Origin of the sequence: Bradyrhizobium sp. Pha-3, from assembly GCF_042258615.1 — a bacterium.
Lineage (GTDB): Bacteria > Pseudomonadota > Alphaproteobacteria > Rhizobiales > Xanthobacteraceae > Bradyrhizobium.
The window spans coordinates 4,162,259-4,188,429 of sequence record NZ_CP170152.1; the positions used below are offsets into that span (position 1 = coordinate 4,162,259).

The 26,171-nt window shown below is 60.1% G+C and carries 27 protein-coding genes; 19 read left to right on the plus strand and 8 right to left on the minus strand.

Translation table 11 applies throughout. The features are described from left to right. Window positions 1-35 precede the first annotated feature (35 nt). From ACE10Z_RS19700 to ACE10Z_RS19785, 18 genes are all read left to right on the plus strand, one after another. A complete protein-coding gene (locus ACE10Z_RS19700) occupies window positions 36-941 on the plus strand; it encodes a DnaJ C-terminal domain-containing protein (RefSeq protein WP_375789382.1) in 906 nt (301 codons plus the stop codon). Window positions 942-946: 5 nt separating this feature from the next. Beyond that, window positions 947-1,219: a chaperone modulator CbpM gene (locus tag ACE10Z_RS19705; protein WP_375789881.1), complete on the plus strand. Its 273-nt coding sequence runs from the start codon at window positions 947-949 to the stop codon at window positions 1,217-1,219. A gap of 63 nt (window positions 1,220-1,282) precedes the next feature. Beyond that, a complete protein-coding gene (locus ACE10Z_RS19710) occupies window positions 1,283-1,567 on the plus strand; it encodes a hypothetical protein (RefSeq protein WP_375789383.1) in 285 nt (94 codons plus the stop codon). 303 nt (window positions 1,568-1,870) lie between these two features. Next, window positions 1,871-3,259: a sigma-54-dependent transcriptional regulator gene (locus tag ACE10Z_RS19715; protein WP_375789384.1), complete on the plus strand. Its 1,389-nt coding sequence runs from the start codon at window positions 1,871-1,873 to the stop codon at window positions 3,257-3,259. Then, window positions 3,238-5,265: an ATP-binding protein gene (locus tag ACE10Z_RS19720; protein WP_375789385.1), complete on the plus strand. Its 2,028-nt coding sequence runs from the start codon at window positions 3,238-3,240 to the stop codon at window positions 5,263-5,265. Before ACE10Z_RS19715 ends, ACE10Z_RS19720 begins: the two co-directional genes overlap by 22 nt. Window positions 5,266-5,461: 196 nt before the next feature. Further along, window positions 5,462-5,659: a hypothetical protein gene (locus ACE10Z_RS19725; RefSeq protein ID WP_375789386.1), complete on the plus strand. Its 198-nt coding sequence runs from the start codon at window positions 5,462-5,464 to the stop codon at window positions 5,657-5,659. Between the two features lie 75 nt (window positions 5,660-5,734). After that, window positions 5,735-6,127, plus strand: a complete 393-nt coding sequence (locus ACE10Z_RS19730; protein WP_375789387.1) for a hypothetical protein — start codon at window positions 5,735-5,737, stop codon at window positions 6,125-6,127. 59 nt (window positions 6,128-6,186) lie between these two features. Then, window positions 6,187-6,378, plus strand: a complete 192-nt coding sequence (locus tag ACE10Z_RS19735; protein ID WP_375789388.1) for a hypothetical protein — start codon at window positions 6,187-6,189, stop codon at window positions 6,376-6,378. Window positions 6,379-6,852: 474 nt separating this feature from the next. Next, window positions 6,853-7,449 carry a superoxide dismutase gene (locus tag ACE10Z_RS19740; protein WP_375789389.1) on the plus strand — a complete coding sequence of 199 codons (597 nt, stop codon included), beginning with the start codon at window positions 6,853-6,855 and terminating at the stop codon, window positions 7,447-7,449. Window positions 7,450-7,452: 3 nt separating this feature from the next. Beyond that, window positions 7,453-7,878 (plus strand): thioesterase family protein, encoded by a 426-nt coding sequence (locus ACE10Z_RS19745; RefSeq protein ID WP_375789390.1) that lies wholly within the window; start codon window positions 7,453-7,455, stop codon window positions 7,876-7,878. A 213-nt stretch (window positions 7,879-8,091) separates the two neighbouring features. Beyond that, a complete protein-coding gene (gene clpB / locus ACE10Z_RS19750) occupies window positions 8,092-10,698 on the plus strand; it encodes an ATP-dependent chaperone ClpB (RefSeq protein ID WP_375789391.1) in 2,607 nt (868 codons plus the stop codon). 42 nt (window positions 10,699-10,740) lie between these two features. Further along, the gene (locus ACE10Z_RS19755; protein WP_375789392.1) at window positions 10,741-10,998 is read left to right on the plus strand and encodes a DUF2171 domain-containing protein; all 258 of its coding nucleotides are present in this window, start codon (window positions 10,741-10,743) and stop codon (window positions 10,996-10,998) included. 89 nt (window positions 10,999-11,087) lie between these two features. Continuing rightward, window positions 11,088-11,342, plus strand: coding sequence for a DUF2171 domain-containing protein (locus ACE10Z_RS19760; protein WP_375789393.1), 255 nt, complete (start codon window positions 11,088-11,090; stop codon window positions 11,340-11,342). Window positions 11,343-11,606: 264 nt separating this feature from the next. Beyond that, complete coding sequence (locus ACE10Z_RS19765; RefSeq protein WP_375789394.1) at window positions 11,607-11,801, plus strand: hypothetical protein; 195 nt, start codon at window positions 11,607-11,609, stop codon at window positions 11,799-11,801. 201 nt (window positions 11,802-12,002) lie between these two features. Continuing rightward, window positions 12,003-13,100 carry a Dyp-type peroxidase gene (locus tag ACE10Z_RS19770; protein WP_375789395.1) on the plus strand — a complete coding sequence of 366 codons (1,098 nt, stop codon included), beginning with the start codon at window positions 12,003-12,005 and terminating at the stop codon, window positions 13,098-13,100. After that, window positions 13,097-13,921 carry a family 1 encapsulin nanocompartment shell protein gene (locus tag ACE10Z_RS19775; protein WP_375789396.1) on the plus strand — a complete coding sequence of 275 codons (825 nt, stop codon included), beginning with the start codon at window positions 13,097-13,099 and terminating at the stop codon, window positions 13,919-13,921. Before ACE10Z_RS19770 ends, ACE10Z_RS19775 begins: the two co-directional genes overlap by 4 nt. 462 nt (window positions 13,922-14,383) lie before the next feature. Beyond that, entirely contained in the window at window positions 14,384-17,101 is a 2,718-nt protein-coding gene (locus ACE10Z_RS19780; RefSeq protein WP_375789882.1) for an excinuclease ABC subunit A, read from the plus strand. A gap of 21 nt (window positions 17,102-17,122) precedes the next feature. Further along, complete coding sequence (locus ACE10Z_RS19785; RefSeq protein WP_375789397.1) at window positions 17,123-17,362, plus strand: hypothetical protein; 240 nt, start codon at window positions 17,123-17,125, stop codon at window positions 17,360-17,362. Window positions 17,363-17,551: 189 nt separating this feature from the next. Here the strand turns inward: ACE10Z_RS19785 and ACE10Z_RS19790 are convergent, their stop codons facing one another. Further along, entirely contained in the window at window positions 17,552-18,028 is a 477-nt protein-coding gene (locus tag ACE10Z_RS19790; protein ID WP_375789398.1) for a hypothetical protein, read from the minus strand. A gap of 475 nt (window positions 18,029-18,503) precedes the next feature. Further along, window positions 18,504-19,115: a recombinase family protein gene (locus ACE10Z_RS19795; protein WP_375789399.1), complete on the minus strand. Its 612-nt coding sequence runs from the start codon at window positions 19,113-19,115 to the stop codon at window positions 18,504-18,506. A 1,090-nt stretch (window positions 19,116-20,205) separates the two neighbouring features. Here ACE10Z_RS19795 and ACE10Z_RS19800 point away from each other — a divergent pair. Further along, window positions 20,206-21,024: a hypothetical protein gene (locus ACE10Z_RS19800; RefSeq protein ID WP_375789400.1), complete on the plus strand. Its 819-nt coding sequence runs from the start codon at window positions 20,206-20,208 to the stop codon at window positions 21,022-21,024. Window positions 21,025-21,096: 72 nt separating this feature from the next. On the opposite strand, the gene ACE10Z_RS19805 is transcribed toward ACE10Z_RS19800, so the two are convergent. From ACE10Z_RS19805 to ACE10Z_RS19830, 6 genes are all read right to left on the minus strand, one after another. Further along, window positions 21,097-21,237, minus strand: coding sequence for a hypothetical protein (locus ACE10Z_RS19805; protein WP_375789401.1), 141 nt, complete (start codon window positions 21,235-21,237; stop codon window positions 21,097-21,099). Between the two features lie 178 nt (window positions 21,238-21,415). Beyond that, the gene (locus ACE10Z_RS19810) at window positions 21,416-21,538 is read right to left on the minus strand and encodes a hypothetical protein (RefSeq protein ID WP_375789402.1); all 123 of its coding nucleotides are present in this window, start codon (window positions 21,536-21,538) and stop codon (window positions 21,416-21,418) included. 207 nt (window positions 21,539-21,745) lie between these two features. After that, window positions 21,746-22,435, minus strand: coding sequence for a hypothetical protein (locus tag ACE10Z_RS19815; protein ID WP_375789403.1), 690 nt, complete (start codon window positions 22,433-22,435; stop codon window positions 21,746-21,748). Next, window positions 22,432-23,379 (minus strand): helix-turn-helix domain-containing protein, encoded by a 948-nt coding sequence (locus ACE10Z_RS19820; protein WP_375789404.1) that lies wholly within the window; start codon window positions 23,377-23,379, stop codon window positions 22,432-22,434. The genes ACE10Z_RS19815 and ACE10Z_RS19820 overlap by 4 nt, the downstream gene beginning before the upstream one ends. Window positions 23,380-23,596: 217 nt before the next feature. Then, window positions 23,597-23,722 carry a hypothetical protein gene (locus tag ACE10Z_RS19825; protein WP_375789405.1) on the minus strand — a complete coding sequence of 42 codons (126 nt, stop codon included), beginning with the start codon at window positions 23,720-23,722 and terminating at the stop codon, window positions 23,597-23,599. A 625-nt stretch (window positions 23,723-24,347) separates the two neighbouring features. Beyond that, a complete protein-coding gene (locus ACE10Z_RS19830; RefSeq protein ID WP_375789406.1) occupies window positions 24,348-26,090 on the minus strand; it encodes a winged helix-turn-helix domain-containing protein in 1,743 nt (580 codons plus the stop codon). Window positions 26,091-26,171 lie beyond the last annotated feature (81 nt).

The window sequence follows — 26,171 nt, forward strand, 5'->3', positions numbered from 1 at the left end:
TCCAATCTCTGCCATCTTCAAGTCGGGAGCGGTCATTGGCTAAGAACCCGTACGATGTGTTGGGCGTGTCCTCCTCAGCGTCGGCCGCCGAGATACAAAAGGCCTATCGTAAGCTTGCGAAGAAGCTGCATCCGGACCTCAATCCCGGCGACAAGGCCGCGGAGGAGAAGTTCAAGGAAGCGGCCGGGGCCTATGACCTGCTCGGCGATGCTGACAAGCGCAAGCGCTTCGACAATGGCGAGATCGACGCGACGGGAGCCGAACGGCCGCAGCATCACTTCTATCGCGACTACGCCGATGCCGGAGACCCGCATGCTTACACCAGCGGGGCCGGCTTTGCCGACTTCATGGATTCGGACGATGCGTTCGCCGATCTGCTAAGGCGCGGGCAGCGCGCACGCGCAAACCGGCGCGGTGAAGATCTGCACTATCGCCTGCCGATCGCGTTCGTCGAATCGATCAGCGGCGCAACCAAGCGAATCACACTGCCGGATGGCGGGACGCTGGAAGTGAAAATTCCGCCGGGTCTGGTCGACGGGCAGGTCTTGCGCCTGAAGGGCAAGGGAACACCCGGCGCCGGCAAAGGCGGACCAGGCGATGCCCTCATCGAAGTCGAGGTCATGCCGGATCGACGCTTTACGCGCGATGGCGACAACATTCTGCTCGAAGTGCCGATCTCGTTGACCGAGGCGGTTCTGGGCGGTCAAATCCGGGTGCCGACACCGACCGGCGACGTTACCATGGCGGTGCCGAAGGGATCGAATACAGGCACGACACTCCGCCTCAGAGGAAAGGGCGCCCCGCGCCGAGGCGGGAGTGCCGGCGATGAATTGGTGAAGCTGACGATCGTCCTGCCGAAGTCGCCGGATCCGGAATTGGAAGCATTCGTCGAGAACTGGGCCAAGGGGAAAGAATTCGATCCGCGTGAAGGCACCTTGTAATGACCCTGACCAAACAGGAATTTCTGATCTCCTCGGGACTGCGGGTGCAGACACTCGAATTCTGGCTGGAGCAACGATGGCTGCTTCCAACCGAGGCGACTTCAGGCGCGCAGTTCTCTGACGCGGATGTGGCCCGCGCGCACCTGATCCGCGATCTCAAGAGCGACCTGGGCGTCAACGATGAGGGGATCGACGTCATCCTCCATCTTATCGATCAGCTGCATGGTGTCCGACAGGCTTTCGCGTTGATGCGTACCGCAATTGACGACGATTCATGAACGGTTTGACAGAACGGGTGACCACGGTCGATCGGGCGACAGGCATTAGGGAGCAGCTATTCAATGGAACGCACGCTCGGCAACGGACCGATTGTTGGCTTGGTGCTTGAGGCCCTGGTCCGCACGCTCCTCGCGAAGAACGTCTTGTCGTCCGATGACGTGAGGGCCTTGCTCTTTGAGGCGGCGACGGGCCTGGACGTTGAAGGCAGCCCGCAAGCGCTGCAGGCAGCGAAGATCATGGTCGATGAGGATCTGGCGCCTGTCTTCCTTGGTGACGACAGGAAGGTATCGATCGATCCGCCTCCCAGGAAGTCATCGTTCATCTCGACGCCGACCGAGGAAAAGTAACCCGCGCGAGCGCCAACGCGCGCATATCGACGCCCCGGAGAACAACCCAGAGATGGGCAGGAACAACACGCCAACGTCAGGACGTTTTCGCTATCGCGAACCGACGATCGCGGACGACGGCTTCAATGGCGGACTTGTGCCTCCCGCGATGTCCGCGATCCGGCCGAGGAGCGGAATGACTTATGGCTTGGCGCGGCTTGTGGTAGGCATATCGTTTTGCCTTCGCTTTTTCATTGCGCTGGAGAGGACCATCGCCCTGCGTTGAGATGATGGTCGTCGAGAGCGGAGTCGGGAGAGATATGGATGTCTGAGGAAGCCCCGCGTGACGTTGCCGAACCGGTGGTCGACCCGGAATTCGGACCTTGGCTTGCGCAAGCCTCGATTCTGATCGTTGACGACGAACCGGGCATGCGCAATTTCCTCGTCAAGCTCCTGCGCCCGCGCTGCAAGCTGATCGAGGAGTCTGCGGACGCCAAGGATGCATCCCGGAAACTCGACGGGCAGCATTTCGACGTCGTTATCCTCGACAACGTCATGCCCGGAAAGACTGGCCTCGACTGGCTTGCGGAGCAGCGAGCGATCGGGTTCTTCACCGATGTCATCCTTATGACCGCCTATGCCGATCTGGATACGGCAATCGGCGCGTTGCGCATCGGCGTCATTGATTTTGTCATCAAGCCATTTCGATCCAATCAATTGCTGAATGCCGTTGCGCGTTGCCTCGACCGAGCGCGACTGCAGCGAGAGAATTTTGTGCTGCGCCATGAGATGAAGTCATCCTCGCAGCAGCTTTATCTGCGTAACAAACTCCTTGGGGCATCCGCAGCAATTCAAAAGGCGCGGGAGACCATCGCTCGGGTGGCACCCTTGCCGACGCCGGTTCTGTTTACCGGCGAGTCCGGAACCGGCAAGGAGGTCGCCGCTCGATCGCTCCATTCGTTGTCCAATCGAGCTGACAAGTTGTTCGTGCCGGTTAACTGTGGTGCAATCCCTTCGGAAATGATCGAAAGCGAACTGTTCGGCCATGTGAGGGGGGCGTTCACAGGCGCAGGGAAGGCCCGAGAGGGTCTGTTCATGTTCGCGCAAGGAGGCACCCTTTTCCTGGACGAGATCGGCGAGCTCCCATATCATCTGCAGAGCAAGCTGTTGCGCGTGCTTGAGGATCGTCGGGTACGTCCCGTCGGCTCGGAGCGTGAGGTGCCGATCGACGCCCGGTATGTCTTCGCGACCAACGCCGATCTGCAGAAGCGGGTTGCGGCAGGCACTTTTCGTGCGGATCTCTATTTTCGTATCAACATCATGCAGATTGATCTTCCGTCCCTTCGGGAGCGCGATCAGGATGTGCTCGAGCTCGCCGAGATCTTCATGCGAGAGATTTCCGAGCAGCTTGGCATGCCACGCGTTCCAATCGATGCCGGCATGCGCACGTTCCTCTTGCAGTACGATTGGCCGGGTAACATACGGGAGCTGCGCAATCTGATCGAGCGAACGTTAATCCTCGGCGAATTCCGGGAGGATTATCTCAAGTCACGCGCCGAAAGATCGACAAGCGATATCACGCTCGCCGATGTGGAGCGGCGCCATATCCTTTTTGTGCTTCGCGAGTCAGAGGGCGACCGTGAGGAAGCGGCACGCCGTCTCGGGATCTCGCGCAAAACGATCGACCGCAAATGCGCAAGCTGGCAGCTCTGATCGCGAGTTTTTCTCCAGGGGCGTCCGTGCGGTATCGTCTGCTGGCGATGGCACTCTTGCCGATGCTCGTCATTCTTCCGCTCCTTCTTGCGATCAGCATCTATCGCTGGAACGTGAGGTTCGACGCGGTATTGACATCCAAGGTCCATGACGATCTGACGATCGCCAGGCAATATCTCGGACGAATTTTCGAGAACACCGAGGACTATCTGGTATCGTCGGTGAACTCCGCGCGCTTTCAGTCGATTACGCAGGCCCCGGGCTATGAGCGCGGCGCCCTGAGCGATTATCTCAAGGACATCGCACAGGCTCGCGGCTTCGATTTTCTCTACGTCATCGCTGACGATGGAACGGTGATCGCGAGTGAATATCAGATGGCGGCCGCGCCACGATGGAATTGGCCTGTCATCAGTTCGGCGCTTGAGGGGCGCGCACAAACCGCGATTGACGTGTTTCAATCCGTGGAACTCGCGGCGATCTCCCCCGATCTTCCGAAGCGTGCCCAGATCGACATCGTGACGACGTTCGGAAGCGCGCCGAGCACGCGGACGCAGGAGAGCCGAGGACTGGTGCTGCAGTCGGCGACGCCGGTTTTGCTACCGAATGAACGAAAGGCTGCGTTGGTTGGCGGGATGCTGCTCAATCAGAACCTTGCGTTCGTCGACACAATCAATGATCTGATCTACTCCGGGGCGGGTTTGCCTGAAGGCAGTCGCGGGACCGTTACGCTTTTCCTCGATGATGTACGTATCAGTACCAATGTGAGGATGTTCGAGGCGCAGCGTGCAATTGGCACACGTGTCTCTGCGGAGGTTCGAGATGCGGTTCTCGATCGCGGCCGGACCTGGCTCGATGGCGCATTCGTCGTCAACGACTGGTACATCTCTGCCTATGAGCCGATCCGTGACAGCTATAATCGTCGCGTCGGAATGCTCTACGCCGGTTATCTCCGGCAACCGTTCACCGCAGCAAAGCGCGGTACCGTTCTGGAAATCGCGCTGGCATTCGTGGTTGCCGTTGCACTGACTGTCCCGCTGTTTCTGACGTGGGCGGCAAGTATCTTCCGTCCGCTTGAGCGGATGACGACGACGATTTCGAAAGTGGAAAGCGGCGAATTGGGCGCACGAACCGGACCCGTCGATGGGCGCGACGAGATCGAGCAGGTTGCAGTTCATCTGGATCGCCTGCTCGATCAGATCCACGAGCGCGACGCCGAGCTGCGGCAATGGAACCAGGAGCTTAACCAGCGCGTCGAGGAGCGCACAAACAAGCTCGTGCATGCCAACCAGCAGCTCGAAGCAACCACCAAGCAGCTCATCATGTCCGAAAAGCTCGCGGCAATCGGCGAAATCACCGCCGGTGTGGCTCATGAGATCAACAATCCCATCGCGGTGATGCAGGGCAACCTGGAGATCATCAGGGATATGATGGGCGCTAGGGCCGACGAAGCAAAAACCGAGTTTCGGCTTATCGACGAGCAGATGCATCGTGTCAGTGAGATTGTGACGAGGCTCCTGCAATTCGCCAAGCCGCAGGAATACGCCGGCTTTACCGATCAATACGATGCTGCCGTCGTCGTCACCGACACGCTGCCGCTCGTTCAACATCTGCTGAACAAGACAACGATCAGCGTCGAAACGGAATATCACGCCTCACGTCTGATCTCGATGAACCGCACCGAATTGCAGCAGGTGCTCGTCAATCTCCTCGTCAACGCAATTCACGCGACGTCCGGAGGCGGGCGTTTGACGGTTCGAACCTTCGATCGGAATGAGGGAAGGCGCCGTGGCGTCGTGATCGATGTAACGGACACCGGTGGCGGTATGACGCCGGACGTGATGCAGCGGATCTTCGATCCATTCTTCACCACCAAGAGGCGGGAGGGAACCGGCTTGGGGCTGTCCATCAGCCAGATGCTTGTAACGCGCCAGGGTGGTAAGATTTCCGTTGAGAGCGAGCCCGGCAAGGGTACGACCTTTACGGTCTGGCTGCCTGCGGAGGACTGATGATGATCGAAGAGCCGGTGACATTTCGTCGCCGCTGGAAAGACAAATTGTCCGTTGGCTTCTGGTTGCGGTCGTTAAGCGATTGATATCTCGTGATGCCTCGCCTGGCATGGCTGTTGCTGGAATCGCCAGGGGCGGTCGGAGCCTGAACCGCGTGCAACAATGAGTCTGTGGTCAAGGAGAAGGAGACGCAGCAATGCCACGTCATCATGGAAAAATGCCCCCTGTTCCGCGGGCCAACCGCAGCCCGAAGGGCACCGGCAGTGATCCCGAAGTCAAGAAGGATACGTCGTCGAAGAAGCGTGAAGACAATTACGCGGAACAGGGCGATACGGCAAACATCCGCGAGAACACCACCAATGAGGGCTACTTCCAGGGACGCCGCATCAAATGATGCCAGGCCGGCCGATGTTTTCCTGCCGGCAGTGACGGCGCTCGACCTGCGTGTGAAGAGCGAGGAGCGTTAGAAATGACCATTGTGTCCAACCAGCAGCTGTCGAAGGATATGCAGGCCAAAGCACATCTGCTCATCGATCAGGTCGGTCTCATACCGCAGGCGCAGGATCGGCCATTGGAAGCGGACGACCTGCTCTTTTACATCAGTGAGACGACGATGCCGATGGCGGCCTTTTTGCAGAGCCATGGGCTGTTCATGGACGATGCGGGGCTGCACTTCGACTTTTCGCAGTTCGATGCCATCCGTGAAGTCGCCGTCAAGGTCGTTGCCGAGCACGATGCCGGAAAGCTGGACGGCGTGTGGCAGCAATTTGATCTCTCTACCGATGAGGACGTCGACTACAATGGCGAGTACATCCTGCTTGCCCTTGCCGCCCTCGCGATCATGTATGATCAGGCGGACTAGGCGAGCCGGGCGCCCCATTGCATCGGCAGCAGGCGAGATCGCTAACAAGGAGGTGCGTGATGACGCTGATTGAACTGGCTGATGCGCTGGAAAAGGTTGACGAGGAGGCGTTTGCATCAATGATGTTGGAGTACGAGCTCAATCACGATGATGAGCCCAAGGTCGTGAAGACGATGGTCGTTGAGGCACTTCGTTTTGCGGACGCGCACGGATTTCGCGTGGCCCGGCCGCCACTCGATGAGGCCGACTAGTCGCGCCGTCGTCTCGCTGCTTTGCTCTGGAGCGCTTACTGAGCTTGCCCGAGGAGCTGATGCCGCGCTTTCGCGTCGTTGGCCGATCTGGCGAAATGGCCGGCCATGGCCGGCATTGGTGCATCATCGACGCAGCCCATCTGGGTATAGCCGCTCCAAGTGCGTCGGGAGCGTAGAAGTGCCCGCGGGTGCTCGCCGCTTGCTGTCATTCGAGTTCGATCCATATCGAACGCTACTTTTGACAAGCGATCTTTCATCCTCGGTTTGGTGAGCCGGGCTCCAACGCGACACGCAGGACATTTTGTCCGGCTTGCTTCCGACAAGTTGTCCGAAAGTACCTCCCCCCGCGACGCAACTGATTGATATCGTAGAACTTCAGACGTGGCACATGAGTTGCTCAGGATCTCGGGGCAGCAGCGCGGTCGCGTGGCAGTCACCATGCCGTCGCCGATGTTCTCTCCAGAGGAGATGTCCATGTCGTTCACGCTTCCCGATCTGCCCTACGCGCATGACGCGCTCGCTCCCTACATGTCGAGGGAAACGCTGGAATATCACCACGACAAGCACCATGCTGCGTACGTGAATGCCCTCAATGCCCTGATCAAGGGCACCGAGTGGGAGGGGATGAGCCTGGAGGATGTCGTCATCGGCTCCTTTGGGAACAACGTTCCCATATTCAACAATGCGAGCCAGGACCTGAACCACACCTGCTTCTGGAAATGGATGAAGCCGCACGCCGGAAGCGCGCTGCCGGGAATCCTGGAACGGAGAATCAAGGCGGACTTCGGTTCGATCGAGAAGATGAAAGAGGAGTTCGTCGCAGCCGGCGTCGGACAATTTGGCTCTGGCTGGTGTTGGCTTGCAGTGCAGAACGGCAAGACAATCGTCATGAGAACGCCCAATGGCGAGAACCCTCTCGTCTACGGTGCAAAGCCCATACTGGGCTGTGACGTTTGGGAACACTCCTACTATATCGATTACCGAAATCGAAGATCTGACTACATCAAGGCGTTTCTCGAACACCTCGTGAACTGGGAGTATGTCGAGGATCTCTTCAAGAAGGCGGTGTGACCGATGAAGCGCATATCGACTGGCACAATCGGACGCTTCACGCTCGTTGTAAGACCCGAACATCTGGCCAACCGGTTCAAGGACAGCATCCTGCCGCCGGTGTTGGCGACACCAGTCATGATCATGGCGATGGAGAATGCCGCCTTGAATGCCGCTCGCAGCTATCTCGAGCCGGGTGAAAGCGTAGTCGGTACCACGGTCAACATACAGCACCTTGCTGCGACTGTGGTCGGACAGACGGTTACTGCCACGGCGGAAGTCACTGCGGTCGACGGCCGCCGGATCGCATTTGCCGTCAGTGCCTCCGATGAAATCGAGGAAATCGGCAAGGGGACCCATGAGCGGATGGTCATCGAGGTCGCCAGATTACGACAGCGCCTCGATGCAAAGATTGCGCGATTGGCAGACACGCAAGCCGCGCCGCGCTGAGACTGGGACGATTCGCTGTCCTTTAGAGCCGGAATTGAGCATCAAGCAGGGAGCAATCGCCATGTCCGACCTCATCGTCCATCCCACCGAGGCCAAAGCCGAAGGGATAAGGCAGAAGCTTCCGGGCGTGCAGCCCGCTGCGCCGACGTCAACCAGATCTCAACTCCATTCCTGACCATTTGACGACAGACCGCGGGTCTGAAAGGCGGCTTCATGAATCCCGAGAAATATACCGACCGCGCGAGGGGCTTTATCCAGTCGGCGCAGTCTCTGGCAACACGGGAAGGTAACCAACAGTTCACGCCTCTCCATGTGCTCAAGGTGTTGCTCGACGACAACGAAGGCTTGGCCGCCGGTCTGATTGATCGGGCGGGTGGAAACTCGCGGGCGATCCTGCACGCGACGGAAGCGGCTTTGGCAAAACTGCCGAAGGTGTCCGGTTCGGGTGCGGGACAAGTTTACATGGCGCCCGACACCGCGCGCCTGTTCACCGCTGCGGAGGAACTGGCGGAGAAGGCGGGCGACAGTTTCGTCACCGTCGAACGCCTGCTGCAGGCCTTGTCGACGGACAAGAGCAGCGAAGCGTCGAAGGTCCTGGCGCAGGGGGGGCTCAATGCCCAGGCTCTCGGCGCCGCGATCGATTTGCTCCGGAAAGGCCGCACCGCAGACAGCGCGTCGGCCGAGAATGCATACGACGCACTGAAGAAGTACGCCCGCGATCTGACGCAGGCCGCGCGTGACGGCAAGCTCGACCCGGTGATCGGTCGCGACGAGGAGATCCGTCGCACAATCCAGGTGCTGTCGCGCCGCACCAAGAACAATCCGGTCCTGATCGGTGAACCGGGCGTCGGCAAGACCGCCATCGTCGAAGGGCTTGCGTTGCGGATCGTTAATGGCGATGTTCCCGAGAGCTTGAAAGACAAGAAGCTGCTCGCGCTCGACATGGGCGCGCTGATTGCAGGTGCCAAGTATCGCGGCGAGTTCGAGGAACGGCTGAAGGCCGTGCTCTCCGAGGTGACATCCGCGGATGGCGGTATCATCCTCTTCATCGACGAGATGCACACGCTCATCGGTGCTGGCAAGACCGACGGCGCGATGGATGCTTCCAATCTCCTCAAACCCGCGCTGGCCCGCGGTGAGTTGCACTGTGTGGGTGCGACCACGCTCGACGAATATCGCAAGCATGTCGAGAAAGACGCCGCGCTGGCCCGCCGTTTCCAGCCGGTATTCGTGTCGCAGCCGACGGTAGAGGACACCATATCGATCCTGCGCGGCCTAAAGGACAAGTATGAACAACATCATGGCGTGCGGATCTCGGACGCGGCGCTGGTCGCTGCCGCAACGTTATCCAACCGCTACATCACCGACCGGTTTCTCCCCGACAAGGCCATCGACCTCGTCGACGAGGCTGCCGCACGGCTCAAGATGCAGGTCGACTCCAAGCCCGAGGAGCTGGATTCGCTGGACCGCGAGATCGTGCGTCTCAAGATCGAGCAGGAGGCACTCAAGAAGGAGGGCGATGCCGGATCAAAGAGCCGTCTGAAGACGCTCGACCAGGATCTGGTTGATCTCGAGAAGCGTTCCGCTGACATGACGACGAAATGGCAGGCCGAAAAGAGCAAGCTTTCGGACGCCCAGAAGATGAAGGCGCAACTCGAGCAATGGCGTACTGAGCTGGCGAACGCACAGCGCAAGGGCGAATACCAGCGCGCCGGCGAATTGTCCTACAGCACGATTCCCGAGCTGGAAAAGAAGCTGGCCGCTGTTGAGTCCAGCGAGAGTGGTTCAATCAGTGAGACGGTCACGGCCGACAATATCGCCCAGGTGGTCTCGCGCTGGACCGGCGTTCCGGTCGACAAGATGCTCGAGGGCGAGAGGGAGAAACTCCTCCAGATGGAGGAGATGATCGCCAAACGCGTTGTCGGACAGAAAGAAGCCGTTCGCGCCGTGTCAACGGCCGTACGACGGGCCCGCGCGGGATTGCAGGACCCGAACCGGCCGATGGGTTCGTTCATGTTCCTTGGTCCCACCGGTGTTGGCAAAACAGAATTGGCCAAGGCGCTCGCGGAATTCCTGTTCGACGATGAACACGCGATGCTTCGCATCGACATGTCGGAGTTCATGGAGAAGCACTCGGTCGCGCGGCTCATCGGCGCGCCCCCAGGTTATGTCGGCTACGACGAGGGCGGCGTACTCACGGAAGCGGTGCGGCGACGGCCATATCAGGTCGTGCTGTTCGACGAGATCGAGAAGGCGCATCCGGACGTCTTTAACGTGTTGTTGCAGGTTCTGGACGACGGGCGGCTGACCGACGGCCAGGGGCGTACGGTCGATTTTCGCAACACGCTCATCATCATGACCTCTAATCTGGGCGCGGAGTACCTCGTCAATCAGGGCGAAGGCGAAAAGACCAGTGCCGTTCGCGACAAGGTCATGGAGATGGTCCGCGCGCATTTCCGGCCGGAATTTCTCAACCGCGTCGACGCGATCATCCTGTTCCAGCGGCTGCAGAAGAACGACATGGGTCGAATCGTCGACATTCAGTTTGCGCGTCTCCGCAAGCTCCTCGACGATCGCAAAATTACGCTGTCGCTCGACGCCAAGGCCCAGGCCTGGCTCGCCGAGAAGGGCTGGGATCCTGCCTACGGGGCGAGGCCATTAAAGAGGGTCATCCAGCGGTATGTACAGGATCCGCTGGCCGAGATGTTGCTCGCCGGCGACGTCCGCGACGGCTCCACAGTGCAGATCTCCTCCGGGAAGGACGGTTTGACGTTCAATGGAAAGGCAGTGAAGCCGCCGGACGATGACGAAGCGATCTGAACGTCAGGCTTGGGAATCACAGGGAACGAGCAGGTACATTTCATGGGAAAGCATCAGATCAAGGAAGGCATGGAGGTCGTCGGGTTTGACGGCGTGCAGATCGGTGTCGTCGATGGCATCGAGGGCGATCGTATCAAGCTAAGGAAGAGCGAAAGCGGTGGTAGCCGGCACAAACGACATCACCACTATATCGGCATGGATTTCGTCGACAGCGTCACGGATCACAAGGTGCGGCTCTGCTCTGACGCCGATATCGTCGAACTCTTTGAGGAAGAAAAGTCGGGCCGCCCGGTCAAGTGATTGGTGCGAGCGGTCCGCGGTCACGCAGTCGATACGGATCATGGCTCGCGTGATCCGCTGCAATGGATTCCAGGGAGAAAGGTACGGCTATGAACAAGATCAACGGCGGTATGGAAGTAATCGGCGCTGACGGTGTGCATGTCGGCACGGTCGATCAGGTCGAAGGTGATCGTATCAGGCTCAAGAAGAGCGACAGCTTCGGGCATCACAAAGGTCACCAGCACTATATCGAGCTAGGATTCGTCGCCGGCGTCGAGGGCAATAAGGTGCGCTTATCCGCCAATGCCGACATTGCGGTGACACTGGAAGAAGAGCCGTCAGGACGTCCTGTCGATCTTGGATAGCCGGGATATTGCAGCGGGACCGCCGCGGCCGCTGTTGTCCGGCAGGACGTTTCGATTTCACGGCAGCGACATCCGGCTCGACGCTGCGCGAGCCCGATGCGCACGCAGCTTGGACAATTTGTCCCCGCCGGATCGGACAGTTTGTCAGATCCGGTCGGTCAGATTGGCGTAAGCTCTTGATATCTCGATGCACTCAAACTGGCATGGCGGTTGCTCCGTAGCCGAGAAATGGCCCGATAGAGCAACAGGGAAAGCATCGACACGATGGAAGAATACGATCTCTACATCAATGTGAAGAAGCCGGCGATCGGGATTTACGTCCGCAAGGGCGCGCCGCTCCCGGACCTCGCGGACAAGGGCGACTGGGTTTTTGACGGGACTTCCGCTCAGGATCTTTTGCCGCCGGGCGTGATCGAAGGTGTCAAGGCCGATGGCCATGCCTTTCGGGATATGGATTGACCAAGTCTCGGCCTGATTGGTCGAAGTGACATCTCAGAGGATGGCAGCGGCCTTGTGTGTTCGTTATCCCGATCGCACTGCCGGTGATTTCCGCACGACGCCTCGTTCGAGAAGCTCGTCGATGCCAATGGCGGCGGGCTGCACCGACCGCGCGGGCGGTGTTCAGGCGGACGGCCAAGCCCGGAGCATTGAGGACTCCGAATGGGCCGCCAAGGAGTGATTGTGCCAGCTGTCGTCCCACAACCCGTCGTCGCGAAACTGACGCGAGCCGCGATATTTCTCGTCGTCCGGATCAATCCTGGAAAGGACAGCGAAATTACGGTGCGCCGTCTATGTGCCGGTCTGTCGGCACTCCTGCGAGCCGTCGGATTTCGCGATCCCGAAGCGCGGCTATCATGCGTGATGGCCCTCGGTTTCGATGCCTGGGACCGACTGTTCGGTGATCCGCGACCCAAGGATCTTCATCCCTTCAGGGAAATCCATGGGGTGCATCACGCAGTCTCCACGCCGGGCGACATCCTTTTTCATATCCGGTCAGTCCGCATGGACCTATGCTTCGAGCTTGCCTCACAGATCATGTCCCGGCTGGGCAAAGCCGTGACAACGATCGACGAGGTTCATGGGTTCAAATACTTTGACGATCGCGACTTGCTTGGATTTGTCGATGGAACCGAGAACCCGTCCGATCAGGACGCGGTTGGCGCGACGACCATCGGACAAGAGGACCCTGCATTCGCCGGCGGAAGCTACGTCATCACCCAGAAGTATCTACACGATCTGCAGCGCTGGAATGCGATATCCACCTTGGAGCAGGAAAATATCATCGGTCGCCACAAACTGTCGGACATCGAGCAGGACGATGCGGCCAAAGCGCCCTACGCGCATAATGTTCTGACGACGATCATCGAAGACGGCGAGCAGCTTGAGATCGTGCGCGGCAACATGCCTTTCGGTGAGATCGGCAAGGGTGAATTTGGCACCTATTTCATAGGCTACGCGCGCTCGCCCCACCGGATCGAGCAGATGCTCGAGAACATGTTTGTCGGTCGGCCGCCCGGCAACTACGACCGGCTGCTGGATGTCAGCCGCGCCGTTACGGGGGCGCTGTTCTTCGTACCGTCGGCTACATTTCTTGACGACGTTTCGCCTGAAGACGATGGCGCCACGGCTTCCAGCGGGGAAACGCCGGTCGACGGTGAGCAGCGTGGCACAAGCTCGCCAGATACCGCTCGTAAACGTCCGCCCGTCAACGACGGCTCGCTTGGAATTGGCTCTTTAAAACAAGAAGGCGAACCATGAATAATCTTCACCGCCAACTCGCTCCCATATCCGACGCGGCCTGGGCTCAAATCGAGGAGGAAGCTTCCCGTACCCTGAGGCGGCACCTTGCCGGCCGGCGCGTGGTCGACGTCCCCGAAGCCAAGGGGGGTGGCTTCTCGGCGGTGGGCACTGGCCATGTCAAACAACTTTCGGCTCCAGGCGAGGGAATGACGGCGCAACAGCGCGAGGTGAGGGCGCTCGTCGAACTGCGCGTTCCATTCCAGCTCTCGCGTCAGCAGATCGATGACGTTGAGCGTGGCGCCTTGGACGCCGACTGGGCGCCGGTCAAGGATGCTGCCCGCAGAATCGCATTTGCCGAGGACCGTGCGATTTTCGATGGATATCCGACCGCAGGGATCGAGGGCATTCGCGAGGCCAGCAGCAATGCAGCGCTCATTCTTCCGGCAAATGCGAAAGCCTATCCAAGTGCCGTCGCGCGAGCGGTCAGTGAACTCAGACTTGCCGGCTGCAACGGGCCATATGCCCTCGTCCTTGGGGCAGAGGCATACACGGCCGCCAGCGGCGGAAGCGATGAAGGATACCCTGTCTTTCACCACGTCGAACGGATCGTCGATGGCGGCGTTTTCTGGGCGCCTGCCATTAGCGGCGCTTTTGTCCTAACGACGCGAGGAGGCGATTTTGAACTGGATATCGGCCAAGATCTTTCGATCGGATATCTCAGCCATACCAGCACGACCGTCGAACTCTATTTTCAGGAGACATTCACCTTCCGTGTTTTGACGGCGGAAGCATCCGTTGTGCTGCGTCGGGCCGACGTCGTCGAGACGAAGAAATCGTAAATCAACCCCATTCCTGGTGTCGACGTAATTCCGACTTCCTGCGTACAAGGTACGACGACTTATCCAAAAATGGCCGAGGAGGGTATGCGAGTTCTGGTTCTTGAATCGCCATCAAAGGATCGTCGTTTCAATTGCTGCCCGAAGGGCCGGCTTGTTCGCTTCAGTGGTCGTAGTCGCTATCGTTGCTGTTTCGACGGATGGTCTTCTTGTGTACGTTCGTGGCAAGTGCCGGTCCCTGCCGACACGGTGCATCGTGATCAGACGATCGAGCTTACGACGCGATTTGATGTCCTGGTTTAGCATCTGTCCGCGGTCGTCGATGGATCTCGCATTATTGCGACCGGCGTTTCTGGTAAGTTGCCGTGAAATGTCCTTCGACCACGAACACCACCGGCTTCATATTGTGTTGACCAAGCGCCGTAGTTCGACAATTTGTCCACCGCTGGCAAGATTGGTATGATGATGAGAAATCCACGCTCGACATCGCCCTTCGCTAGTGACGGCCCAGCGGAACGATCCGGCTGTGTGCGGGTGCGCGGCGCGCGTGAAAACAATCTGAAGAATGTTGATGTCGATATCCCACGCGACGCGTTCGTGGTGTTCACGGGCATATCCGGATCCGGTAAGTCGTCGCTCGCCTTCGGCACCCTCTATGCCGAGGCGCAGCGTCGTTACCTAGAATCGGTCGCTCCCTATGCACGCCGGTTAATCAACCAGGCGGGGGTTCCAGAGGTTGACTCGATCGACGGATTGCCGCCGGCAGTTGCTCTCCAACAGCAGCGGAGCTCACCAAACGCTCGTTCCTCCGTTGGTAGTTTGACTACGCTGTCCAGCTTGGTGCGCATGCTCTATTCACGCGCCGGCGATTACCCGCGCAATCAACCTATGCTCTATGCTGAGGATTTTTCGCCCAACACCGTGGAGGGCGCCTGCCCGACATGCCATGGGCTCGGGCGCGTTTATGACGCCACCGAGAAAACGATGGTGCCGGACCCATCGCTGACAATTCGCGAGCGCGCGATCGCCGCCTGGCCGCCAGCCTGGCACGGCCAAAATCTTCGCGATATTCTCGTATCGCTCGGCTATGACGTCGATACGCCCTGGCGCGAATTGTCGAAAAAGGATCGTGGCTGGATTCTTTTGACCGACGAACAGCCAACCGTGCCCGTATATGCGGGCTTTACCCCACAGCAAACCCATACAGCGCTCAAGCGCGGAATGGAGCCAAGCTATCAGGGCACGTTCACGGGCGCTCGCCGTTATGTATTGGACACGTTTGCCAATACGAAGAGTGCGTTGATGAAGAAGCGCGTTTCACGATACATCATCGGTCGCGACTGCCCGACCTGTCATGGCAAGCGGTTGAAGCGGGAAGCGCTTTCGGTGAAATTCGCGCAACTCGACATAGCCGAGTTCGGCGATCTGTCATTCCTTAAGCTCAGAGAATTGCTAACGTCCGTTGCACGTGGCGAGTTCGGTGGTGCCGAAGTCGCTTCAAGAGGCGACGTACTCGACAAGAGGGCTCGCGTCGCGGCGGTCGAGAGACGGGTGGCCGCGGGCGGATCGGCACACAAGAGCGCCCCGGATGTGCGCCGCACGCCCAACCTTTCCGAAGAGAAGCGTGTTGCCGCACAACGTCTCGCATCCGAATTGCTAGAACGCCTTATACCGCTCATAGATCTTGGGCTCGGATACATCTCCCTTGATCGTAGCACGCCGACGCTGTCATCAGGCGAACTGCAGCGCTTGCGGCTCGCAACGCAACTGTCTTCGCATCTATTCGGTGTAGTCTACGTGCTGGACGAGCCGTCCGCGGGGTTGCATCCTGCGGACGGAGCGGCGTTGCTCACGATCCTGCAGCGCCTTAAGTCCGCCGGAAATTCGCTGTTCGTCGTCGAACACGATCTGGATCTGATACACCATGGCGAGTGGCTAGTGGATGTGGGGCCGGGTGCCGGCGAGCAGGGCGGCCAAGTGATTTACAGCGGGTCGCTCGCAGGACTGGCCGATGTCGAGGCTTCGATCACTCGGCGCTATCTGTTCGATAAACCAGCTGCGGTTGACCGGGTGCCACGGAATCCCAAGGGATGGTTGCGGCTGGAAGGTATCACGCGCAATAACCTCCATGCTCTCGATGCCGCGTTTCCGCTCGGCGTTTTTACGGCGGTCACGGGACTCTCAGGCTCGGGTAAGTCCAGTCTTGTCAGTCAGGCGCTTCCCGAACTCGTGAGCGAGCACTTCGGGCGGCCGCTTGCCGTCTCGGGGGAGGACGAGGTCGACCCGCTGCTTCCGGTGGCACAGCAAGCTGCAGGACGCATCGTGAGCGGCATGGATCTCATCCGCCGTCTTGTTCAGGTTGATCAGAAGCCAATCGGGCGTACGCCGCGTTCGAATTTGGCGACCTATAGTGGTCTCTTCGATCAAGTACGCCAACTTTTCGCCGACACGCCCATGGCGCGAAGGCGCCACTACAGCGCAAGCAGATTCTCGTTCAACGTCGCACAAGGTCGTTGTCCGACCTGTGAGGGCGAAGGCTTTGTCATGGTCGAGCTGCTGTTTCTGCCCAGCGTGTATGCACCATGCTCGACCTGCAATGGCAGCCGGTACAATCCACAGACGCTCGAGATCGAATGGCGTGGCCGCAACATCGCGCAAGTGCTGCGGATGACCGTCGACGAAGCTTGCCAGTTCTTCGCGGACGAAGCGCAAGTGTTGCGACCGCTTAGCGTGTTGCGCGAGATCGGGCTTGGCTACCTGCGGCTCGGGCAACCGGCGACGGAACTCTCGGGCGGTGAGGCGCAGCGAATCAAGCTGGCGACCGAACTACAGCGTGCGCAGCACGGCAATACGCTCTATGTGCTCGATGAACCGACCGCCGGCCTCCATCCGGCCGACGTTGACCGGTTGATGCTCCAACTGCAGGGGCTTGTCGATGCCGGCAACACGGTCGTCGTCGTCGAGCATGACATGCGGGTCATCGCGCAGGTGGATTGGGTCATCGATCTTGGCCCCGGGGCAGGGGACGACGGTGGTCGTGTCATCGCACGCGGTACGCCCCAGGAGGTTGTCAACGTGGCAGATAGCCGGACGGCGGCTTACCTGAAACCGTTGTTAGAGAGGGGGCGGAAGCGAGAAGTGGCCCGTGCACGGCCTAACGGAAGTGACAGACATAAGCATTGACGACGACTCGCGGGCGGCACCTTGCCGTTGAAGGTCAAGAGCTGCATCGAAAGATGGACTCAAACCGAAATAAGCTTCGCCGAACCGCCATCGGACAACGTCATCGCGGATCTCGGTCTGCCAGACCCCGAAACCCGGCTCCTGAAATCGAGGATCGTCGGAAAAACTGACGAGGTCATCGAGAATGGCGGCCTGACCCGGGCGCATTATGAGCGTCCCTCATCATTGTGCGCGGCTTCTGGTGCTTTTCACCGGCTGTAATGGGCTGCTGCCAATGACACAGATTCAGTTCGCGCGGAGACAGGCCGCTTTGGCAAGGCCCCTGCTTGCCGTTCGCGACGTCAGCGTCGTTGGCAAGCCTCTTTAGCAATTGGCGAGATTTCCAGCACTAGCGGGGTTCTAACTCCGCGCACAGCTACCGCGCTGAAAGATAAGCGAGAGCTGGCGCATTCATTGAAGCGCGCGCCGCAAGCCCGGATGCATCCAGTAGTGCTCGCCGAGCTTCGGAATATCGTCGTAATTGATCCTGTCCCAATGGATCTGATTGGCGTCAGTCCTCATGAACGAGATCCGAAGCATTTCCTCCGTCGACTCATTGCCGCGAATGTCACGAAACGGCCCGCTCTCCCGGAAGACGATTGATTCGACCTGCGGGAATTTGGCAAACACAGCAGGGATTAGTCGTGCAGTGTAGACGTTGAAGCCGCTAACGGCCGTGCCGGCTGTTAGAACGGAATTGACGGTGCGATTGATCACGAGCACGCCCTTGTCGAAGGTCACCTGAGACTTGTCGATCATGGCCATTGCGAGTTGCTCGGGTGTCGTGGCTTTTTCGATTTTTGCGCGCTGCTCGTTTTCTCCTCCGAAGCCCAACAGCGCGACTAACCCAACGAACCCCACAATTAGAACTAGGAGCACCTTTTTCATTGCGATTCTCAACTATGGCCGCGATCGTCGGACCCTAGATGTGCTCAAGAGCCAACGCAACGAGCGCCGAACCGGCAAATCGAAATTTGGTTTGGCTTCAAATCCCTCAGGCCATCGTTTGCGATGGCCGCAGAGCGCGGCCATCCACGCGCCGTGTGTCTGGGCGGCCGGGATCACGCCAGCTCATGGGCGAGGCTGGCGCGCGTCCTGCGGCACATGACGAATGGCACTACGGGATCACCGATGACGTCGCCAATATCCCGGCAGGCTGGACTCCCCGGAGGGCCGTCAATGATCGATCTCGTGCTTGCCGCCGCTGCCGTCGTCTCGATGGCGGTTGCCGCAATGTTCATCGCCGCCGATCGTAACGCCATCAAGCGTCACGTTGGTGATCACGACGCCGCGCCCTGACCAGTCCACAAAGCAAACGGCCCGCTCGATGGCGGGCCGATGGTCGACGGTGATGGTGACGAGATCAGGCAGCCTTGCTGATCTTCGCAATGGTCGCGCGGCTGCATCCCGTGGCGGCCTGTATCGAGGACCACGACGCGCCGGCCTTGAGCATGGCGGCGATGCCGGCATTCCGCTGCACATCGGCGGGGCGGCCTTTGTACTTGCCCTCTGCCTTCGCGGTGGCTTGTCCTTCCGTCTGACGGCGTCTGCGATCGTCGTAATCCTTGCGCGCAATCGCGGCCAGCATGTCCAGCAACATGCCGTTGATCGCATCAAACATACGGCCGGTGAATTCATCGCCGGCCTTCGCCGCCATCGTCCAGCTGGTCGGGAGATCGAGCGCCACAACGCGGATGCCACGCGCGGTGATCTCGCCCTTCAGTCGTTGCCAGTCGGCAAGCTTCAGGCGTGAGAGTCGGTCGACCTGTTCGATGAGCAGGATATCGCCGGGCTTAGAGTCGTTGATCAGCCGGAACAACTCGGGACGGTCAACAACGGTCCCGCTCATGTTCTCGGCGTACCATCCGACAACATCGAGGCCGCGATCATCGGCGAAGGCTTGCAGTTGCGCACGGGCGCGATTGGCGTCCTGGTCCTCAGTGCTGGCGCGAAGGTAGGCTCTGACGTGGCACATGGGGAAACCTCACGGGTCAAATTGGATAGGTTCACAATATATGGTTCAGTTAGAATTGGCAAACCATTTTTTGTACCAGTATTTCGGCCGGTTTCCAAGGGGTGTGCCCAAACTGAACCAACGCTACACGGACCGTGATAGCCAATTTGGGACATGTCCTGTGGCATAGGGTGTGCACAGTTGGAACCGCCAGGGATTTTGCGTCACCCTTCCTTGGGGCTAGAGCCAGCGCCGTCCGCATGCATTTTAAGCGGACGGCGGTGTGCTGATGAACCGCCGGCCCGTTGCAGTATCCCGCTCCCGTGCAGCACAAAGGCCGGGCCGCCATGGCTAAGCCACCGATACCTCTCGGGGAACAGATCATCACCGTCGTGTTGCTGGTGATCTTCGCTTTGATCATTTGGTATGGCGTCCTGATCTGAGACGCTGGCGCCCGGCCGGCATGTGAAATAGCTCACAACTGGATCACAGCTTTCCGGTGCAGAGTTGGCCGTCCCGAAAGAGGTTCAGTGCATGATCCGCATCACCGATTTGTCCATCGATTTGGCTATCATTCTTGCGTCGGCGGTGCTCGTGGGCGTGTGGGCGGCAATCTGGCTGGCCTAGCAGCGGCATGCTGCAGGCGGGCAGGCAGGAGGGGGTGTGCAAATTGCACACCCAGACGAGCGCAAGTCCCGCAACGGCAATGTCCATCGAAATAAAATCGACAACCGGATGTGTGTGGTGCCGACCGTCACCCACTGCTCGGCGAGAAAATCCTGCGATGACCGGATGTGCGCTGCCCCTATGGCCGTAAGCTATCGAGTGGCATCGAGTGGCACCAAGCAGACAATGAGTCTGGAAACATGCGAAGGGGCGAGTAATGGAGGATGGCACGGTTGAGCAGACCTTACTTTCAGTGATGCCGAGATCAACGCAACGCTGCCCGCCATGCTAAGAAAGCCATTGAGTGCCGAACTTTTAAGGCGCAAGCGGCAGGATCTAGGCTTTACATCGACAAGCCGTTTCACCGTCGACTCATATTAATTCGTGTTAGCCTTGGGACCAGCCATCTATGTTCGCAGCGAAGAGTAAGGGATCAGAGTTTTTCATGTCGTTGCGTCAGTTTGCGGCATTGGCCGCCCTGATCTCGTTAACGATCTGTACGGGTACAGCGTCCGCCACCATGCCGAACCTGTCGCAGAAGCCGTCCCAACCGTCGCAGGCCACCTGTCTGAAATGGGCGCAAAGCCAGAACTCGGACGCACTCGAAACATGGGGAACGGCCGAGGACGGCACGTCCTCCCGCGATGTCGGCGTCATGCGGCTCACGCTGTACTGTCTCGGAGATGGGGTGCCCGTGATCGTCGGCGCGACGTCGAGCGCGGGCGCGATGGCGGCCTACTGCACCGAGCACGCTTCAGCCGGCATCTGCGGACGGCACGTCAAGCAGGCGACGGGCTTCGTGTTCAGCCCCGACGGCATGACGAATGCCGCGGAGTCCGCCGAGACTGTGCGCCTCGGCGAGAAACTGACCGCTGACGCCCTGCGTCGCCGGTTTCCCGGCTACAAGGTCAGGGTGGCCAAGGGAGAGGACTGTCTGGTGTGCGCCAGCGTCGAGGGCCCAGCGGGAAGCTTCGGACTCGACTGGACGGAGAACGGGCGCACGGTGACGGGACTCTACACCTACGACAAGGGCGCCTCCGACGCCTTCGGCAATCGCAATGGCGGCTCGCTGCGGGACGCAGTCGGAGCGCGGGCGGTCTGCGACAACGGGCTCGAGTTCGGCTGCGAATCGCCCAAGGCGAAGGGCTTCTGGTACGTGGTCGAGGAGAACGAGAAGTGCTCATTCGCGGCCGAAACCGACAAGCCGGTATCCATCCCGGCCTGCGCGCGCATCGGCGGCATCAGGATCTACAGGCCCAAATAGCGGGCAACGGAGCAGCGGCTGATACTACTATCTATATCTTACATGTGGGACCGGCGCGTTCGCTCTCTAGCGCTACCAGTCGTCCGACCCCGGCATGCTGTCGGTGGCGTCGGCCACGTACTGGAGCAACCGCCGCTGGTGCGCGACGCGCCCGATGCAGTCGCGCAGCTCGAGCAGCTGATAGCGGCCGGCGGCTCTGAGGGTGCCCGACACGCAGCGACCCCGTCTTGCGAGCGGCCGCTTGGCGGGGTCGCCTGCTCCACAGGCTTCAAAGGGGGGCTTGCGAAACCCGGCGGGAGCAGGGGCAGTCTACGCCAGGTTTCGAGGAATGAATTATTGCTCAAGCGGAGCACTCCATTTGGTCATGCCCGCGCGCTCGCTGGGGCGAGCTCTAGCGCCACCACCAGAGCACCAGCGCAAGCACGATGAGAACAGCGGCGCCAATCGCCCACAGGCCATCAGCGCTGATCGACAGGCTCCAGAGACTGATCTTGATTTGCAGCTTGTTCGACACGGCAGGGCTCTCCATTGAAAAACATCAGAGAGCCTTCGGGGGATAGGTTATGTGCTCGCGGCGTTGCGTTGTGGTCAAGACTCCGCGCTCTTAGCCCATGAGCGCTGTTTTGCCCGTAAGGCATTGGGAACATGGGACGGAGTTCGAATCGTGCGACGGCCCTCCACAGACATTTTGTGGTCCGTGCGCTCCCACTGGCGGCGCGCTTCAGTCAAACGGGATCAGACTGTCATCGTCAGGCATCTCGCATCTGATCTCGCCCAGGTTCAGCAAGATATCCTCGGAGCGGTCGCGGGCATCACGTAGCCACCGCACATCGGATTGCCAGGTCCTGAACAGCTTGCGGTGCTTCAGCAACATCTGCAGCAGCTCGCATGGTGTTGCCACGTAGGTGCTTGCCCGCATGGCCTCACGGATCGAGCGGACCACGACGGCGGCCGAGAAGCCCGGCCCATATCCCTGCCACGTCTCCGGATCGTCGAGCGTTTCGAGGTAGGCGGCGACGGTGTGCTCGGAGATGTTCTTGGCGTTCGGCATCGCCATCAGCATGGCGTCGAAGGCCATCGGCATCCAATCGGCCGGCGCTGGTTCGCGCTCGGCGACGGTGAACAGCTCGCCGGCTCGATCAAGTGTGTTTTCGTCAGGGATGAAATCGAAATAGCACCGCGCCATGTCGCGATTTCTCACGCGGGCCTCCTTCCGCGTGTCCGGCAGCTCGACCGTTACAGCGCCGATTCTGTCGTGGTGCTCGGCGCACCACTGCAGGGGCTTCCACATTATCTTGATCGCCTCGATCGTCGGTTTGGCCGCCGCGAACACCATCGGCAGCGTGATCTTGCTGGCGGTGGTGGCGGTGACGATCTGCTGGCCGGTTGCTTTGGCGGTGATCTGGTTCATTGCAGCCCTCCCTTGGCGGCGAGGGCAGCGAGCCGGGCCATGAGTCGGGCTTCGTGAGGATTACTGGATGGTGGCCGGTGCGGTGGCGGCGCTGCTGTCGGGTTGCCGTCCTCGATGGTGTCGGCGATCGGCGTGGCGGCCGGCTCGTTCGCCCAGCTGCCTGCGTTGAGCCAGGTCGTCGCATGCTTCGTGTATTTGGGATCTTGCCCGGTGCGCTCCGCGGCGTAGCGCATGGCGCCGGCCAACAGCCCGGCCGGGGTCACTTGCTTCTTCGAGACGATACGGCGATACACAAGCTTGGCTTTGAGCTTGTCCACCTTTCGAGGATACTGGTTCCAGAAGGACTCAAAGGCGGCGTCGATATCGAGAGCCTGAGTCTGTTCCCTTGGACGCGGCCCTTCTTCACCAAGATCGAGGCGAGGAGAGTCTGACTCTTCTTCAATGGATTCTTCAGAGGGTTCTTTAAGAGGGTTTGGCGGCAATGGGTTGCCGGTCACTCGTGCAGGTTTTTGCCGGTCACTCTGCTGAATCTTGCCGGTCACTTCGGAGTGAGCGGCAATAGGTTGCCGGACATGAGTGGCAATGGGTTGCCGGTCACTCTCCTCTTTCAAGGCGAGGTGATACAGGCTCGTTTCCATCCGGCCGCGCCGCTTGGTGATCAGGTGGTCGGCCTTGATCAAGGCCGACAGCGCGAACCGGACCGTGCGCTCCGGCATGCCGAGATCGAGCGCCAACTTGGCCTGTGACATCCAGGCCCAGCCGTCATGCTCGCGGTTGAAGTATTTGGTCAGCGCGATCGCGACGCGCGTGGCCGTAGGTGGCAGCTCACTGTCGAGTGCTACCTGTCGCAGCCAATCAAACTGATCGCGGGTGAATTTGTCGCCCTTGGTGTCGCTGGGCGCTTGCTTGGCGGAGCACGGAATACTAGATGTGTTCATGTTCATGGTGACTTGACCTCACCGTGGATGGTGCCGAGTTAGCGGGTGGTGCCGCTACTCAATTGATCAGTGAAAGCCCTGTCGCCCTGCTAGCGGCAGGGCTTTTGCATTTCCTGATCTGCGGATTGCGACCCCTGCGTTTGCCCGTCCCCGGATGCGTCGCGGTCGCTCGAATCCTCAAATAGTCATCACACCGGCACACCGGAAGATATCGCTTCCCGATTTACCGAATTGGTGCAGCGCGCAGCTCGGCCTCGGCGGCCTTCAGCGTGGCGATCTGCTGACGCAGCTCGGCGAGGAGATCGGCGGGATGACGGTTGGAGGAGGGCAGGGGACGATTGCTTTTCATGCGCCGATGACCGCATGTTCTGACAGCCCGAAATAGCCGTTAGCGCTCAATGGGCCTGTTAAGGGCAATTTGTCAGAATTGACATTGAAGAGACTGGCGGAACGTGGGCCTTCCAAGCTGAATACGAGGGTTCGATTCCCTTCACCCGCTCCAGCCTTTCCAAAGACTTAGCGAGAGGGTCGGATTTCATTCTGACAAATAGGCTGCGTACACGTTCTGATGCTCGCTTTCCGATCGACGGCTTCACGTGTCGCTTGATGCGCTGCCGTATTCCCCGCGCTACCCCGGACTGCTTGAGGTGCGAACTCATCAAAACCGAATCTCCTGGTTTGGAGAAGAGGTACTGAACGCGCGTGCGGAAGTCGGCGACGATGGCGTAAAAAAGGACGGATCGAACACAAGCTTCGCGAAAATTTGCGCAGATGAGTGGTCAGACGATCAGTCGGGGTAGGGTTCTGCGACGGTGATCTGCGCCTCGGCTCCCGAACTGAAGTTGAACTGCCGGGATTTGACCAATCGCTTAAACCAGGCTCGGGACATCGATCCGAGCGATCCTTTGAAGCTAATGCTGCCCAAAGCCCAGAGCAATGAGGTCAACGCCGTAGTGGTAAGGTCGCCACCGCATTCACCGCTCCGGCAACCCCGCGTCGACCTCGGCCTGAACGACGCGCTCCCAGGCTGCGATACAAACCGGACTTGCGTTCTTCATCGGCGACGAGACGTTGAGCCTGGTCGTGCCGGGCCGCAGCCTCAGTCCCTCCGCGATCGCCGCCCTCGCCTCCTCGAGGTGGCCCGATCTCTGGTAGGCGGCAGCGAGCAGCAAATGCGAGCGCCCGGTCGCCGGCGTGATGGCGATCGAACGTTGCAGCCACGGCAGCGCCTCCTCGTCGCGCCCCATCAACACATTCGCAAAGCCGGCGCCGAGCAGCCAGGTCCAGCGCGAGGCCGGCGGCGTGTCGTAACGATCGGCCTGCCGGAATGTCGCGAGCGCGTCGTCGAAGCGGCCGAGATAGATCTGACCTAAGCCGATCAGATAGAGCGCAGACCCGTTCCACGGATCGAAGCTCAACGCCTTGGCGCAGGTAACGAGACTTTCCACGAAATGGTTGGTCGCGCTGAGGAAGCGGCAAGTGGCCTCGAGCACCGGAATGGAATTCGGCTTCGACCGCAACGCCTGCTCGAGCGTCGCATTGGCCCTGGCCTCGACCGTAACAGCCTCCTCCGGGCTGAACCAGACCATCTGGATGCCGCGCATCTGGAGCGAGGCGAGCGCAACCGCGATGTCGAGATTGTCGGGGTCGTCGATGAGCGCCTTCTGCAGCATGGCCTGCGCCGCGCCAAAACGCTCGCGCGTGGTCTGGTTGATCGAGGCGAGCGCCTGCTCGACGGCGACCTTGTCGCCGCCCGCGGACGATGTGCGGCTCGCGGATGAAGACTTGCTCGGCTCCAGAATTTCATTCAGCCGGCGCGCGAGCACATGACCGACGCCGGCGACGAGCCGGGACTGCGCAAGCTGCGCGTCCGCCTCGTCAGCGTTGACCGACGCCGCGACAACCGATTGAACCTCGCCGGTGCCGGCCTTGATGATGCGCGCCCGCAGCGTCCAGGATTGATCGCTATGCTGCAACTCGCCGCGAATTTCGTAATCGGGCGATGTGGCAGGCGAACTGGTGCGTTCGACGCTCGCGAGCGCTGGCGATCGTGGCGCAACCACGCTGATATTCTGGATCTTGGCAAAACCGTCCGTCAGACGGCCGGTAACCTCTTCCGCCATCACCGCGCCGCGCGGGTCGTTGCTGGCGTCAACGATCGGCATCACGACCAGCCGCGGCGGCGTTCGCGTGAACAGGAGGTCCGGTTTCAGCACCGGGGCGGCAACCGCAAGGCTTATGACAATCACACCGAGCCCGGCCACTGCGGCCGCCATGGCCCGCCGGCTGAAACCGAAGATGAAGCGCTGCGACCTCGCCTGTAGCGAGACACCCTCGGTCGGCGCCGCAGGCGCGGCCTCCACGGCCTGGGCGAGCGGAGGCGCCTCGGACTGCGCCGTGACCTCCGTCGCCAGCAGATAACCGCCGCCGGAGGCGAGCTTGATCAGCTGCCGCCGCTCGTCGCCGAGCGCAGTGCGAAGCTCGCGGATGCACTGGAACAGGCTGTCCTCGCCGACATGGACGTTCGGCCAGACCGCCTCCATCAGCTCCTGCTTGGTCAGCACGCGGCCGCCGCTGGCGGCGAAAAACCGGAGCATCTCGAAGGTCTTGGGCCGGAGCTTGATCGAAGCACCATCGGCCCCGCGCAGCTCCGCGCGCTGCGGGTCCAGCTCGAAGCCGGCGAAACGAAGCAAATGATCCCCCAAAGCGTCTCCCAAGGCGGCTCGTATAGCGGAAGTCTGTCCAAGATGCCCGAAGATCGGGTCTGAAATGGAAATATCAGAAACTTTCAGAAACTA

Coding starts and splice junctions, on each gene's coding strand:
- ACE10Z_RS19715 (WP_375789384.1), top strand. CDS start 1,871: ATGTCTGAGGAAGCCCCGCGTGACGTTGCCGAACCGGTGGTCGACCCG.
- ACE10Z_RS19815 (WP_375789403.1), bottom strand. CDS start 22,435: ATGAACCAGATCACCGCCAAAGCAACCGGCCAGCAGATCGTCACCGCC.
- ACE10Z_RS19770 (WP_375789395.1), top strand. CDS start 12,003: ATGGGCCGCCAAGGAGTGATTGTGCCAGCTGTCGTCCCACAACCCGTC.
- clpB (WP_375789391.1), top strand. CDS start 8,092: ATGAATCCCGAGAAATATACCGACCGCGCGAGGGGCTTTATCCAGTCG.
- ACE10Z_RS19755 (WP_375789392.1), top strand. CDS start 10,741: ATGGGAAAGCATCAGATCAAGGAAGGCATGGAGGTCGTCGGGTTTGAC.
- ACE10Z_RS19720 (WP_375789385.1), top strand. CDS start 3,238: ATGCGCAAGCTGGCAGCTCTGATCGCGAGTTTTTCTCCAGGGGCGTCC.
- ACE10Z_RS19825 (WP_375789405.1), bottom strand. CDS start 23,722: ATGAAAAGCAATCGTCCCCTGCCCTCCTCCAACCGTCATCCCGCCGAT.
- ACE10Z_RS19760 (WP_375789393.1), top strand. CDS start 11,088: ATGAACAAGATCAACGGCGGTATGGAAGTAATCGGCGCTGACGGTGTG.
- ACE10Z_RS19735 (WP_375789388.1), top strand. CDS start 6,187: ATGACGCTGATTGAACTGGCTGATGCGCTGGAAAAGGTTGACGAGGAG.
- ACE10Z_RS19740 (WP_375789389.1), top strand. CDS start 6,853: ATGTCGTTCACGCTTCCCGATCTGCCCTACGCGCATGACGCGCTCGCT.
- ACE10Z_RS19790 (WP_375789398.1), bottom strand. CDS start 18,028: ATGAAAAAGGTGCTCCTAGTTCTAATTGTGGGGTTCGTTGGGTTAGTC.
- ACE10Z_RS19730 (WP_375789387.1), top strand. CDS start 5,735: ATGACCATTGTGTCCAACCAGCAGCTGTCGAAGGATATGCAGGCCAAA.
- ACE10Z_RS19765 (WP_375789394.1), top strand. CDS start 11,607: ATGGAAGAATACGATCTCTACATCAATGTGAAGAAGCCGGCGATCGGG.
- ACE10Z_RS19820 (WP_375789404.1), bottom strand. CDS start 23,379: ATGAACATGAACACATCTAGTATTCCGTGCTCCGCCAAGCAAGCGCCC.
- ACE10Z_RS19775 (WP_375789396.1), top strand. CDS start 13,097: ATGAATAATCTTCACCGCCAACTCGCTCCCATATCCGACGCGGCCTGG.
- ACE10Z_RS19710 (WP_375789383.1), top strand. CDS start 1,283: ATGGAACGCACGCTCGGCAACGGACCGATTGTTGGCTTGGTGCTTGAG.
- ACE10Z_RS19745 (WP_375789390.1), top strand. CDS start 7,453: ATGAAGCGCATATCGACTGGCACAATCGGACGCTTCACGCTCGTTGTA.
- ACE10Z_RS19780 (WP_375789882.1), top strand. CDS start 14,384: ATGAGAAATCCACGCTCGACATCGCCCTTCGCTAGTGACGGCCCAGCG.
- ACE10Z_RS19800 (WP_375789400.1), top strand. CDS start 20,206: ATGTCGTTGCGTCAGTTTGCGGCATTGGCCGCCCTGATCTCGTTAACG.
- ACE10Z_RS19725 (WP_375789386.1), top strand. CDS start 5,462: ATGCCACGTCATCATGGAAAAATGCCCCCTGTTCCGCGGGCCAACCGC.
- ACE10Z_RS19795 (WP_375789399.1), bottom strand. CDS start 19,115: ATGTGCCACGTCAGAGCCTACCTTCGCGCCAGCACTGAGGACCAGGAC.